This is a genomic window from Micromonospora sp. NPDC048898 (assembly GCF_043198035.1).
GTDB lineage: Bacteria > Actinomycetota > Actinomycetes > Mycobacteriales > Micromonosporaceae > Micromonospora.
Genome location: NZ_JBICUF010000028.1, coordinates 1 through 13,098 on the forward strand (window position 1 = coordinate 1; position 13,098 = coordinate 13,098).

Consider the following 13,098-nt stretch of genomic DNA (forward strand, 5'->3'; position numbering starts at 1 on the left):
ACTGCGCCCCCGGTCCGCGCGGCCGGGCCCCCCGGGGGGGGGGCCCCCCCGCGGGGGGTTTTTGGGGGGGGGGGGGGGGGGGGGGGGGGGCCGCCCCCCGGGGCCCCGGGGGGGGGGGGGCGCGGGGCCCCCCCCCCCCACGACCGTGTCGTTCATCCGTGGTCGACCACCGGACGGATCTCCACACCGCTGTGTGCGGCGCGCACCTCGGGCAGCAGTGCCGCCAGGGACAGCACCTCGTCCAGGTCGGCCGCCTCCAACAGGTAGTAGCCGCCCAGCGCCTCCTTGGTCTCCAGGAACGGCCCGTCGGTCGTGTCGAGCTGGCCGAGTGCGTCCGCCCGCAGCGAGGTGGCCGTGGGCGCCGGTTCCAGCTGCTGCCCGCCGAGGATCCGCGCGCCGGCCTCGGCCACGAACGCCACGTGGGCCGCGTCGTGGGCCTTCCACTGCTCGTCGGTCATCGCGTCCCACTGCTGCGCGTCGCCGTAGATGAGGATCATGTACTTCGCCATGTCTGGTATCCCATCGTGTGCTGGCCCCGTCGGTGGTGGCCACTACCTAGACGACGAGCTCGCGCAGCCGCGGATCGACAGCCTGGCGAAATTTTCTCCGTTCGACGACCGGGGAGTCATCGTAGGCGTCCGGATCTCTCTCACCGTGCCTGCGCTAGGCCATTCCGGTCAGGTACATCCGACGTCGTCGAGGCTCGAACTTCTCGATCGCGTACCGCAGCATGACCCGTGGCATGACCTGGTAGCGCCCGGCGAGGAACCGCTCCTCCGCCGCTCGGTCACGGTTGCCCACCTCGCGCAGCATCCAGCCCACCGCCTTCTGCACGAGGTCGTGGGGGTCGCGTAGGAGTTGGTCGCCGAGCCGGAAGGTCCACTGGAAGTCGCCGGCCCTGATGAAGGCGAACGTCGCCATGATCGCGATGCGCCGGTCCCACACGAGGGTCGACGCGGCCAGCCGATCCAGGACGCCGCGGTCCTTGTCGAGCAGCCAGGGCCCGACGATGTACGGCGCGGACGAGTCCACCAGGTCCCAGTTGTCGATGCGGTCGGTGTTGGCCAGGACGATGTCGAAGATCTGGCCCCGGGCCTGCTCGTCGCCCCTGGCGAACTTGCGCACCAGGACGAACAGCGCCGTCAGCCTCTCCTCGTGTACGTCGCCGGCCAGCAGGTCCGCCGTCGCCGACAGAGGAAGATCGCGCCAGTACCGGGCGGCCACCGTGCGCTGTTGTGGCACGGAGACGCCGATGGCGCGGTCGCCCTCGGCGTACCCGCCCGGGGTCATCTGGAGAAACCGGCTCGACGCCGCCGCTCGGTGCGGGTCGGCGAGGCTGGCGAGCTCGGCACGGACGTCGGCGGTCGTGGCCATCACCGCCCAACCTACCGGGACCGCCGGTCCGGCCATGACCTCCGACCGCGCCCTGGCGGTGCGGCACCGCCGGCGGTGCCGCCTCCGTGCGTCTCGCGGAGGCGGCACCGCCGATCGGGTGGTGGTACGGATCAGCTGCGGGTGGACCAGCGCTGGTTCTGTTGCCCGTTGCAGGCCCAGAGGAGGAGCTTGGTGCCGTTGGCGGTCCCGGCGCCGCTGGCGTCGAGGCAGAGCCCGGACTGGACGCCGGTGATGGTGCCGTTGGAGTTGATGTTCCATTGTTGGTTGGTGCCGCCGTGGCAGTCCCAGATGATGGCCTGGGTGCCGTTGGTGGTGCCCTGGCCGTTGGCGTCGAGGCACTTGTTGCCGTACACCTGGAGTTGTTTGCCGGCGGTGTGGGTCCAGCGCTGGGCGGTGCTGTTGCTGATGCAGTCCCAGAGTTGGACCTGGGTGCCGTTGGTGGTGGTGCCGTTCGGCACGTCGACGCAGCGGTTGGACTGGCCACCGACGAGTTGGACGCCCTGTTGCGGGTTACCACCGGACGGCGCGTACCCGGCGGCGGCGATGTTCGCCTGCACCGCGTCCTCGGTCGCCGCGGTCGGGTAGCCGGAGGTCATCACGCCCTCGAAGAAGGTGCCTCGGCCGGTGTTGCTGTTGTCGCCGCCGATGCCGAGCAGGATGGCGCCTTCCTTCTTCATCGGGTGGTAGCCGTTGGGGCGGCGCCCGTCGAAGTAGGTCGTCAGGCCGCCGGCCTGGGCGTTTCCGCCCCGGATGGCCCAGTGGTTGGGCTCGCCCTTGACGATGGCCGTCACGAAGCGGTGGTTGATGGGCGGCATGGGGTTGTACCGCGCGTTCACCCCGGAGAACAGTCCCCACTCCATGTCCATCATGATCCAGGGGCCGTTGCCGTCCCCGTAGCCCCACACTTTGTTGTTGCCGAAGTAGATGGTCTCCATGATGCCGATGTCGTCGGCCATGGCGTTCGTCTGCGCGTTGCCGTAGTCGAAGCAGCACCCGTTGTTGTAGTGCGTGCCGTCGAGGACGGCGTAGATGCCCTCGGGCTGGTCGCCGGTCGCGATGCCGTTGGTGTTGTTGTTGCGGTAGCCGGTGCCGGGAGCGATGTAGACGCCGTACGCCTTCTGGCCGCCGATCGTGATCGGCGCCGCCTTCGCGTCGGCAAGGTTGTCCGACCCGCCAGGGCCGGGGCCCGGCACGCCGCCACCCAAGGCCTGGGTGAGCCGGTTGTTGCGGCCGGACTGGTCGTAGAGGATGGTGATGACGCAGTTGGTGTTGGCGCAGAACGAATCCTGCGTGGCGGCGTTGACGTAGCCACCCTCGCTCAGCACGCCGATGTCACGGGTGGTGTTGTCCGAGGACCGCCGGACCTGGTAGAGCGGGCCGTTGTACGCGCCGTACAGCGCGCGGGTGGTGCTGTGCGCGGCCACGCAGGGGGTGCCCCCCGAGGCGTAGATGTCGCACGGTCCCGTGCCGGCGGCGCGGGCGACGCCCGGCGCGTCCGCGACCACGTAGATGCTGGCACCGACAGCGAGAACCAGCAGGGTTCCCGCAGCGGCCATCATGCGACGCAAGCGTCTCTTCACATTCATCGGATCCTCTCGGCGGTGTGGTGGGGTGCGGTGGTAAGCGACATCACACGTCACACCTTTTTACATTAATGTGCATCCATCTATTGCGCTACCTTCCGCAGTCCGCGCGTCCGGTTCGGCGACCACCGACATCCACCTCGTCACGCACCGGTTCCACGACGTGTTGGAATCGCCGGCTGTGCCCGTGCTGGCTGCGGAACTTCCGGACTCGGACCGGGGATTCCGGACGGATATGCTCGTCAGGGACAGATGGTGCGTGCCCGTGTCGGGGCAATAATCGATTCGAGGGCGCGGTATGAACATCGGGGAGATCGCCCGTCGGGCGGGGGTGTCCCGCAGCACCGTGTCCTACGTCCTGAGCGGGAAACGGACCGTTTCGGAGGGGACCCGGCAGCGGATCCAGGCGGTCATCGACGAGCTGGACTACCGACCGAACGCCAGCGCCCGCGCGTTGAAGGAGGGACGCACCCGCACCCTCGGGCTGGTGATTCCCCCGGCGAGCCAGCGGTTGACCGACATGCAGTTGGGTTTCGTCGCCAGCGTCGTCGAGGCGGCCGCGCGCCACGACCTCGACGTGCTGCTGTCCCCGTCCGGGGGTGACCATGACCGGTCGTTCGAGCGGATCGTCACCGGGCGCCGGGTGGACGGTGTGGTCCTGATGGAGATCCGCCTGGAGGACGACCGGGTGACCCGCCTGACCAAGACCGGTCTGCCGTTCGTCACGATTGGGCGGATCGCCGAGCCGCACGACATGAGCTGGATCGACATCGACTATTCCGGGCTGATCGCCCGCTGCGTGCACCACCTGGCCGACCTGGGGCACCGGCACGTGGCCCTGGTCAACCGCTCCGCCGAGTTGGTGGCCGCGGGTTACGGGCCCAGCCATCGAGCGCTCACCGGTTTCCGGGCGGCGGCGGCGGACCGGGGGCTGACCGGCGTGGAGGTCTGCTGCGGCGACGACACGGCCGCCGGCGAGGCGTGCGTGGAACAGCTGCTCGTGACACATCCCGACGTCACGGCCGTCGCCACCATCAACGAGGCCGCGCTGCCCGGCATGCAGCGCGCGCTGACCAGCGCCGGCCTGTCCGTGCCGCGCGACTTCTCCGTCACCGGTGTCGCCGCCCAGCACTGGGCGGAGGACTTCCGCCCGCCGTTGACCGCCGCGGACGTCCCGATGGTCGAGATGGGCGCCGAGGCGGTGTCGCTGCTGCTGGAGAGCATCGCCGCCCCGGGCGCCGTGCCACGGCACCGGCTGTACAGCCCGCCCATCTCGCTGCGCTCCAGCACCGGTCCGGTGCGGGCTACCCCCTCGTGACCCGCCGTTCCTCCTGACCGGCGGCGAGAATGAGATAGCTGCTGGCGGTCCAGGTGTACGCGCGGTCCCGGAGCCCGGCCCCGGTTTCGGCGTCGAAGTTCTCCGCGAACCCGGACTTCTCGCACAGTGCGAGGAAGCGTCGGCTGATCTCGTCGGCGACCCTGGTCTGCCCGGCCCGCCGCAGGCCGTCCTCGACCAGCACGGTGGAGGGCGCCCAGATCGGGCCACGCCAGTAGCCGTCGGCGAGGTAGTGCGCCGAGTCGATCGGCTCGGTGGCCAACCCGTGTGTGGTCAGGTGGGTTTCGACGCCCCGGGCCAGTGCGACGGCGACCGGAGCGGGTAGGTCGGCCCCGAGCGCGACGGGCATCAGGTCGAGCAGGCTCCGACTCGTCCGCCGATGGCCGGTGTGCGGGTTGCGGGCGGCGAAGCGTTCGCCGTCCCACAGGTCCCGCAGCATGGCGCCCTGGACCCGGTCGGCCTCCCGGGACCACTGGTCGGCGGGCTCACCCAGCTCGGTGGCGAGGGCGGCGAGGCAGCGAAGCTGGGACACCAGGAACGCGGCCAGGTCGGCCGTCTGGAGGACCCGGCTGCCGTCGAAGGTGGTCGCGTTGTCCCAACCGCTGTCGTTGCCGTGCTGGTAGTGGGGCAGCTCCTGGCCGGGGGCCCGACGGGCGTCGAGCCAGAACCGGGTCCAACGGGCCAGCCGGTCGTACGTCTGCGCCAGCGCCGCCCGGTCGAGTGGTTGGGGAAGGCGTCGACGCAGGTGGTGCAGGGCCCAGCCGTGGATGGGAGGCTTGACGTAGTTGTGCAGGACCTCGGAGTGCGTGACCGAGTCGGGGAGCGCGCCGGCCTCGTCCTGGTGGTCGAAGGGCAGGTGGAACTGGTGCCAGGCCAGCTCCGGCTCGCCGGCGGCCAGGGCGATCGCGTTGAAGCAGTGGTCCCAGCTCCACACCTTGTCCATCCAGTGCTTGGACATCAGGACCGCGGGCCGGGTGACGAAGCCCGCCGGGCCGACGGTGGCCGACCACAGGACGTAGGCGGCCAGCTCGGCGGCCGGGGTCTCCGCACCACGCCACGGCGCGACCGCGTCGACGAACGCGGTGAACTCGGCGGCCCGGTCGCGGCACAGCTGGTCGAAGGAGACGGATCCGACGTACGGGCGGCGGGCGGTGGCGTACTCCTCGATCGCGATCTCCCAGGGCTGGTCGCCGGGGAGGTCGACGGATCGGTCCGCGGTGCCGAGTGCCTCGACACCGTCGGTGCGCTGGAGCGCACCGGAGAGCACGGTGATCCGGTAGCGGCGCCCGGTCTCGTACGAGGTGAACACGTGGGAGCCGTCGACCGGGTCGTGGTAGAGGTAGGTGCCGCTGAACGGGGTGAGGGTGGCGGCGGCCGCGGCCACCCGCAGGCCGAGCCGTCGACCCCGGATCCGCAGGGTGTCCGGCCCGTCGTAGACCGCCTCGATCCGGTCGGCGCCGTTTCGCCAGGTCAGCAGCGCGGGTGTGGCGACGACAGTGGTGCCGGCGACCGCGGGGGAGAGCCGGAGCACGGCGTGGAGCCCGGTCTGGTGGGAGACCAGGTGCAGATCGTCGGCGTACGTCTTCTCGGCTACCACCGGGGAGATGTTGAACCAGGATCCTCGGTAGCTGAACGGGATGTCCTGGACGGGGAACTCCGGACCGGACGGGACGACGGTCATGGGTGGCGGGTGCCTTTCTGTGCTGCGGGTGGTCAGTCCTTGACGGCGCCGGCGGTCACGCCCATCGAGACGTAGCGCTGGGCCAGGATGAGCAGCACCGCGGCCGGGATGGAGGCGACGACAGCGGTGGCCATGATGGCGTTCCACTGCTGGTTGTTGTTGCCGATGTAGTGGTAGATGCCGAGGGTGATGGGCTGCTGGTCGCCGCCGCCGGCGAGTGTCGAGGCGAAGATGAAGTCCGACCACGACCACAGGAACGCGAACAGCGACACCGTGACGATCGAGTTGCGGCTGATCGGGAGCACGACCGACCAGAAGGTCCGCAGCCGGCTGGCGCCGTCGACGACGGCGGCCTGGAGCAGCTCGTCGGGAATTCCGGACATGAAGGCCGTGAAGATCAGCACGCCGAACGGCACCGCCAGTGTCGAGTCGGCCAGGATCAGGCCGGGCAGCGTGTTGAGGATGCCGAGACTGAGATAGATGGCGTAGAAGCCCATCGCCATGATGATGCCGGGGATCATCTGCGCGATCAGGAGGACGAAGCTCAGTGCGGTGCCGCCGGGTGGCCGCAGCTTCGCCAGCGCGTATCCGGCGGGGGCGGCCAGCGCCACGGTGAGCACCACCGTGCCGAGACCGACCAGGAAGCTGGTGCCGAGGTACGGCAACTGTTGGTCGAGGACGGCCCGGTAGCCGTCCAGCGTGCCGTTGGTCGGGAACAGGTGCGGCGGGCTGGCCCGCATGTCCTGGTCCCGGGTGAACGACACGTTGATCATCCAGTAGACGGGGAAGAGCATCAGCCCGGTCAGCACCAGGCCGACGGCGGTCTTCCACCAGACCCGGGGTGTGGAGGTGGTCATGACAGGTTCTGCCTCCGCTGGATCCTGATGTAGACGAGCCCGGCGACCAGGGCCATCACGATGAGCAGGTTGCCGACTGCCGCACCCGGACCGAACTCGGGCAGCAGGTTGCCGAAGCCGAGCCGGTACGACCAGGTCGCGAGCGTGGCGGAGGAGTCGCTCGGCCCACCCTTGGTCATGATCCAGATGATGTCGAAGACCTTCAGCGTGTAGACCAACCCCAGCAGCAGCGTGATCGCGGAGACGGGGCGCAGCAGCGGGAAGGTGATCCCCCAGAACCGTTGCCAGCTCGATGCGCCGTCCAGCGCGGACGCCTCGTACATCTCGACCGGGATCGCCTGTAGCCCGCTGTACAGGACCACCAGGTTGAACGGGATGCCGATCCAGATGTTGGCGATGATCACCGAGGTGAGCGACCAGCCCGGCGAGGTGAGCCAGTTGACCTGGTCGATCCCCACGACGCCGAGTGCCGCGTTGACCAGCCCCGAATCGCTGTTGAGGAGCCACGACCAGGTCGAGGCCGAGACGATCAGCGGCAGCAGCCACGGTACGAGGAACAGCGCCCGCAACGTGCGGGACAGCGGGAAGTGCTGGTGGAAGAAGAGCGCCAGCGCCATGCCGATGCTGAACTGGAAGACGAGCGACGCGGCAGTGAAGATCAGGGTGTGCGCCAGGGTGGATCCGAACGCCGGATCGGTCAGCACCGTCCGGTAGTTGTCGAAGCCAGCGAAGGGCGCACCGCCCTGCACGAACGAACGGACCGTGTACTCGCGCAGGCTCAGGTCGAGGTTGCGGTAGAGCGGGTAGGCGTAGAAGGCCGACAGGTAGAGGGTGACGGGCGCCAGGAAGGCCCACGCGAGCCATCGGCTGGGCCGGCGGGTGCGGGACGGGGGAGGCCCGGGCGGGGCGGCCGTGGCCGCCCCGCCCTGGTCCGGTGCGGCAGTGGAGCTGTGTGTCGTGGGGAGCATGGTGTCGGTTCGGCGCGGCTACCTGGTCGCGGCCTGGGCGGCGGTCAGCGCGTCCTTCGGTGACTTCCCACCGCTGAGGGCTGCCTGCACCGCGGTCCACAGGGATTCCGAGATCTTCGGGTACTTCGTGCCGAGGTTGTCACCGGTGCGGCCCTTGGCTGCCCGGACCGCCTCCACCCAGACCTTGAGCTTCGGGTCCGCGGTCGCCTGTCGATCCTGCACGGCGGCGACGGGCGCGACGTAGGACAGCGTGGTGTCGGTGGTGAGGAGGTTGTCGGCGTTGGTGAGGCAGGCGACGATCTTCTGCGACGTCTCGTACCTGTCGGTCTTCTTCTGCACCGGGATGGAGACGAACTCACCGCCGGTGGGTGCCGGTGCCGGGCCGCCCGCGTTGGCCGGGATCGCGATGGTGCCGTAGGAGAAGCCGAGCTTCTCCGCGTTGGCCAGCTGCCAGGTGCCGTTCTCGGCGAACGCGAAGTCGCCGGTGGCGAACTCCTGCCAACTCGTGGTCTGGGTGTTGTTGATGACCGAGTTGGGGGCGAGGCCCTGCTTGAGCCAGTCGGTCCAGAGCGTCAACGCGGACACCGCCTGCGGCGAGTCCAGGCTGGTCAGCTGGGCTCCCGAACCCCAGAACCAGGGCAGGAACTGGAAGCTGCCCTCCTCGGTGCCGATCGCGGAGAAGGTGATGCCCTTCTTCCCCTTGGCCTTGACCTTGGTCAGTGCCGTGGTCAGCGACGGCCAGTCCGTGATCGAGGCCGGATCGACGCCGGCGGCGGTCAGCAGGTCCTTGTTGTAGTAGAGGGCGAGGGTGTTCGCCCCGATCGGCACCCCGTACGTCTTGCCCGCGCTCTGACCGGCGCCGAGCAGGTTCGGGGCCATGGCCGAGACGTCGAGCTTGTTGTCCTCGGTGGTGGTGAGCGCGCCGGCCTCGGCCAGTGTCGAGATGACCGGGTTGTCCACGATCAGCACGTCCGGCGAGTTGCCCTGCTGGGCGGCGAGCAGCGCCTTGTTGGTCAGGTCGGTGGTGTCGTAGCCGGTCCGCTCGACAGTCGCCGCACCTGCCGAGGTGCCGCACTTCTTGAGCAGTGCGACCCACTCGGAGTCGTTGGCGAACTGCGGATACGGGTCCCAGACGAGGTAGGCGCCGCCGCCGTCGCCGGACCCTCCGTCGGACGACGAGCAGGCACTGCCTGTCACTGCGGCGAGCGCTATCACGGCGACGGCGGCCAGGCGCCGTCGACGACTGAGTCCTGTCATGTGGTGCCTCACTTCAGTCGATGTCAGGTGGGGTGTGCGGGTTGACCGTCGCGGGTCGGAAGCCGTCCGACCATGAGGCGAACCGATTCGACAAATCGGTTCGCACGAAGATAGGTCCGCCCCCGGCGCGTGGTCAAGGGATGCGCGGAGGTTCTGAAGGTTGCGCTGTGAAACGCCACCTTCACCGCGTCGTCACTTCATTGACATCGTTCAGTTCCTGGTCCTACGATCCGTGCGAATCGATTCGCAAGCAGCCTCCGGAGAGCGTCCCCCGCGCCCCACCAAGGAGCCGCCCGTGAAAACCCCGTCCCCCGGCAGGTCAGGCCGAGCCCGCGCGCTCGCCGCCCGACTCGTGGTTGGCCTGCTCGCCGCCACCGCCGCCGTCACCGTCGCCGCGCCCCCGGCGCAGGCCGCCAACGAGTCGATAAGCGTCAACTTCGCCACGGACAACGGCGCGCCGACCTACCGCGCGTCCGGCTGGATCTACGGCATGACCGAGAACGCCAGCGGTCCGGCGGACCACTTCTACCGTGACGTCAAGTTCCAGGCCATGCGGGCCGGCGGCGCGCAGCTGCCCGGCAGTGGCTGGGTCGGCGGCACGTACGACCGCCGGTGGAACTCCACACTCGCCCAGGCGCGTCGGACCACCGCCCTCGGCGGGAAGTTCATCCTCCTGCCGCACGACCTGTGGGGCGCCGACGGCGCCGGGATCTCCCGCTTCCCCGGCGACAACGGCAACTGGACCGACTACGACAACTTCCTGACCCGGCTCATCAGCGACGTCCGGGCCTCCGGACTGAGCGTGCAGTGGGACATCTGGAACGAACCCAACATCACCATCTTCTGGAACCGCCCGATCTCCCAGTACCTCGAACTGTGGCGGCGCACCTACCAGCGCATCCGGACGGAGTTCCCCAGCCAGCTCATCGTCGGGCCGAGCTGTGCCTGCGTCCCGTCGACGAACCACGCCTTCTGGAACCAGTACCTGGACTTCGTCCGCTCGACCAACACGGTGCCGGACATCATCAGCTGGCACTCGCTGCCGGGTGACCCGGTCGCGAACGTCGCCGCCGCCAACGCCACCCTCGACCCGCGCGGCATCGCCCACCCGCGTCCGTACCAGATCAACGAGTACGGCGCGCCCGACGAGCAGAACCCGGCCGACGGCGCCTGGTACATCGCCCGTCTGGAGCGGGCCCGCGCCGACGGCCTCCGGGCGAACTGGGCCAGCGGCGGTAGCCTGCACAACGACCTCGGCAACCTGTTGATCCGCAACTCGGCCGGGCAGCACCAGCCCAAGGGTGAGTGGTGGAACTACCGCTTCTACGCCTCGCAGACCGGGCAGATCGTCGGGGTCACCCCCAGCCAGTCGTACGACGCGTACGCCACGAAGGCGGCCGGGGTCGCCAAGATCCTGATCGGCGGTGGTCGTACCACCGGGAACCTGACCGTCAACCTGCAGGGCCTGGACACCACGAGCGGCATCGTGCAGAACAGCCAGGTCCGGGTGCTCACCCAGCGCATCCCGCACAACGGTGGCGGCGCCGTGCCGGGGCCGATCACGGTCTCGAACAGCGTGGTCGGCGTGTCCGGCAACAACGCCACCGTGACCCTGCCGTACACCAACCAGACCGACACCTACGCCGTCACCCTGCTGCCCCCGGCCGACGCCAGCTTCCAGTCGGTGGCGGTGGCCCAGCACTCCCAGCAGTGCCTCAACAACGTCGGGCTGAGCACCGCCGACGGCAACGTCCAGCAGCAGAACTTCTGCGACGGCGGCGACCAGCAGCTCTGGAACTTCCGCCCGGTCGTCGGCGTGGCCAACACGTACACCGTGGTCAACCAGCAGAGCGGTAAGTGCCTCGACGTCAGCGGTGTCTCCACCGCCGACGGCGCGGCCGTGCACCAGTGGACCTGCCTGAACAGCACCAACCAGCAGTTCACCCTCCGCAAGGTGACCTACTCGGGCAACGACTCGCACGACTACCAACTCGTGGCGCGACACAGTGGCAAGTGTGTCGACGTCAGCGGCGTCTCCACGGCGGCTGGCGCGCTGGTCCACCAGTGGACCTGCAAGGCGGTCAACCAGAGCGGCACCCTGAACCAGACGTGGCGGCTCCTGGGGCGGTAGTCGTCCCGGGGAAGGTGACGCGCTGGCTGCCCGCCCCGCGGTCAGCGCGTCACCGGACGCCGCATTCATTGACATGAATAAAATAAAGGTCATACGATTCGCTGCGAATCGATTCGCCATCGCCACCACCGCCCGTGGCGCTCGACGACCCCCCTGCGCTTCCACGACTCCGAGGAGCCACCTCGTGCGAATCCCGTCCCGTAGTGGGCCAGGAACAGCCCGCGACCTCATCCCGAGACGCCAACGCGTCCGACGTTTGACCCTCCTGGCCGGTGCCCTGGCCGGGGTGCTCGTCGTCGTCGGCGTCGGTGTCGGCGCCAACCCCACCAGCTCGCCCTTCGCCGCCGGGGCCGCCGCGGCGGCCACCATCCAGCCGGGGCAGAGCACCCGGATCGTCGGCACGCCGTCCGGTCGCTGTCTCGAAGTGCCCAACTCCAGCACCACCAACGGCACCCAGACGCAACTCTGGGACTGCAACGGCGCCGCCGGCCAGACCTGGACCTGGACGTCGAGCAAACAACTCCAGGTGTACGGCAACAAGTGCCTGGACGCCTCCGGCCGCGGCACCACCAACGGCACCCAGGCGATCATCTGGGACTGCAACGGCCAGAACAACCAGCAGTGGAACGTCAACAGCAACGGCACCATCACCGGCGTGCAGTCCGGGCTCTGCCTCGACGCCAACGGCGCGGCCACCGCGAACGGCACCAAGATCATCCTCTGGGCCTGCAACGGTGGCGCCAACCAGCAGTGGGCCTCGCCGAACACGCCGCCGACCTCCGTACCGCCGACCTCCGAACCGCCGACCAGCCCGCCGCCGAGCGGCGCGCGCCCGTGCGACATCTACGCCTCCGGCGGCACCCCGTGCATCGCGGCGCACAGCACGACCCGGGCCCTCCTCGCGTCGTACGCCGGCAACCTCTACCAGGTGCGACGCTCGTCGGACAACACGACCCGCAACGTCGGGCTGACCGGCACGGGCGGCACCGCCAACGCGGCGACGCAGGACTCGTTCTGCGCCGGCACCACCTGCGTGATCACCGTTGTCTACGACCAGTCCGGGCGCGGCAACGACCTGTGGTACCAGGGGTCCAGCGTGGTTCCGGGCAGCCCGCAGAGCAGGCCGGCGATCGCGACGACCGAGTCGCTGAGCGTGGGCGGCGCCAAGGCGTACTCGCTCTACATCAACCCCGGCAACAGCTACTGGCGCGACGGGCACCTCACTGGCGTGCCGACCGGTGCCGCGCCCGAGGGCATGTACATGGTCACCAGCGGCACCCACGTCAACAGCGGCTGCTGCTTCGACTACGGCAACAGCGAGACGACCCGCAAGGCCGACGCCGCCGGTGCGATGGACGCCATCAACTTCAGCAAGCAGTGCTGGTTCGGTGGCTGCTCCGGCAGCGGGCCCTGGGTGCAGGCCGACCTCGAGTGGGGTCTCTTCCCCGGTGGCAGCCAGAGCTGGAACCCGAACCAGCGCGCGTTCACCAGCAAGTTCGTCACCGCGACGCTGAAGAACAACGGCACGTCCCGCTTCGCCATCAAGGGCAGCGACGCCACGGCCGGCAGCCTCTACACGCTGTACGACGGCTCGCTCCCGCCGGGCTACAGCCCGATGAAGAAGCAGGGTGCGATCATCCTGGGCAGTGGCGGTGACTGCTGCAAGCCCGACGGCGGCGCGAACCTGAGCGCCGGCACCTTCTACGAGGGAGCCATGGTCGCCGGGTACCCGTCCGACGCGACCGAGAACGCGGTGCAGGCCAGCATCGTGAGCGCCGGCTACCGCTGACCCGACAACACGTGCGCCGGTCACCAGAAGCTGGTGACCGGCGCACGTACTCGTCGATGCCGCCCTCTCGGCTGCGGGGCAGCCGACACTCCGGGGTGGGG

Annotated in this window: 10 protein-coding genes; 3 read left to right on the forward strand and 7 right to left on the reverse strand. The window is 69.4% G+C overall.

The features are described from left to right. Positions 1 to 152: 152 nt before the first annotated feature. The 3 genes from ACGFIQ_RS35010 to ACGFIQ_RS35020 all read right to left on the reverse strand — a co-directional run bounded on the left by ACGFIQ_RS35010 (position 153) and on the right by ACGFIQ_RS35020 (position 2,981). Positions 153 to 509 (reverse strand): YciI family protein, encoded by a 357-nt coding sequence (locus ACGFIQ_RS35010; RefSeq protein ID WP_393250423.1) that lies wholly within the window; start codon positions 507 to 509, stop codon positions 153 to 155. Positions 510 to 663: 154 nt separating this feature from the next. Further along, entirely contained in the window at positions 664 to 1,374 is a 711-nt protein-coding gene (locus tag ACGFIQ_RS35015; RefSeq protein WP_393250425.1) for a DNA alkylation repair protein, read from the reverse strand. Positions 1,375 to 1,505: 131 nt separating this feature from the next. Continuing rightward, positions 1,506 to 2,981 (reverse strand): arabinofuranosidase catalytic domain-containing protein, encoded by a 1,476-nt coding sequence (locus ACGFIQ_RS35020; RefSeq protein ID WP_393250427.1) that lies wholly within the window; start codon positions 2,979 to 2,981, stop codon positions 1,506 to 1,508. Between the two features lie 295 nt (positions 2,982 to 3,276). On the opposite strand from ACGFIQ_RS35020, the gene ACGFIQ_RS35025 reads away from it, so the two are divergent. After that, a complete protein-coding gene (locus ACGFIQ_RS35025) occupies positions 3,277 to 4,296 on the forward strand; it encodes a LacI family DNA-binding transcriptional regulator (protein WP_393250429.1) in 1,020 nt (339 codons plus the stop codon). Here the strand turns inward: ACGFIQ_RS35025 and ACGFIQ_RS35030 are convergent. The 4 genes from ACGFIQ_RS35030 to ACGFIQ_RS35045 are packed head-to-tail and all read right to left on the reverse strand — an operon-like array spanning position 4,283 to position 9,077. Beyond that, positions 4,283 to 5,995 carry an amylo-alpha-1,6-glucosidase gene (locus tag ACGFIQ_RS35030; RefSeq protein WP_393250431.1) on the reverse strand — a complete coding sequence of 571 codons (1,713 nt, stop codon included), beginning with the start codon at positions 5,993 to 5,995 and terminating at the stop codon, positions 4,283 to 4,285. The two genes, ACGFIQ_RS35025 and ACGFIQ_RS35030, sit on opposite strands and share 14 nt — an antisense overlap. A gap of 32 nt (positions 5,996 to 6,027) precedes the next feature. Beyond that, a complete protein-coding gene (locus ACGFIQ_RS35035) occupies positions 6,028 to 6,852 on the reverse strand; it encodes a carbohydrate ABC transporter permease (RefSeq protein ID WP_393250433.1) in 825 nt (274 codons plus the stop codon). After that, the gene (locus ACGFIQ_RS35040; protein WP_393250435.1) at positions 6,849 to 7,820 is read right to left on the reverse strand and encodes a carbohydrate ABC transporter permease; all 972 of its coding nucleotides are present in this window, start codon (positions 7,818 to 7,820) and stop codon (positions 6,849 to 6,851) included. Before ACGFIQ_RS35040 ends, ACGFIQ_RS35035 begins: the two co-directional genes overlap by 4 nt. An 18-nt stretch (positions 7,821 to 7,838) precedes the next feature. Then, positions 7,839 to 9,077 carry an extracellular solute-binding protein gene (locus ACGFIQ_RS35045; RefSeq protein ID WP_393250437.1) on the reverse strand — a complete coding sequence of 413 codons (1,239 nt, stop codon included), beginning with the start codon at positions 9,075 to 9,077 and terminating at the stop codon, positions 7,839 to 7,841. A 295-nt stretch (positions 9,078 to 9,372) separates the two neighbouring features. Between ACGFIQ_RS35045 and ACGFIQ_RS35050 the strand changes: the two genes are divergently transcribed. Both ACGFIQ_RS35050 and ACGFIQ_RS35055 read left to right on the forward strand, forming a co-directional pair. Further along, on the forward strand, positions 9,373 to 11,208 hold the full coding sequence (locus ACGFIQ_RS35050) for an RICIN domain-containing protein (RefSeq protein ID WP_393250439.1): 1,836 nt from the start codon (positions 9,373 to 9,375) through the stop codon (positions 11,206 to 11,208). A gap of 256 nt (positions 11,209 to 11,464) precedes the next feature. Continuing rightward, positions 11,465 to 12,997, forward strand: a complete 1,533-nt coding sequence (locus ACGFIQ_RS35055; RefSeq protein ID WP_393250441.1) for an arabinofuranosidase catalytic domain-containing protein — start codon at positions 11,465 to 11,467, stop codon at positions 12,995 to 12,997. Positions 12,998 to 13,098: the final 101 nt, after the last annotated feature.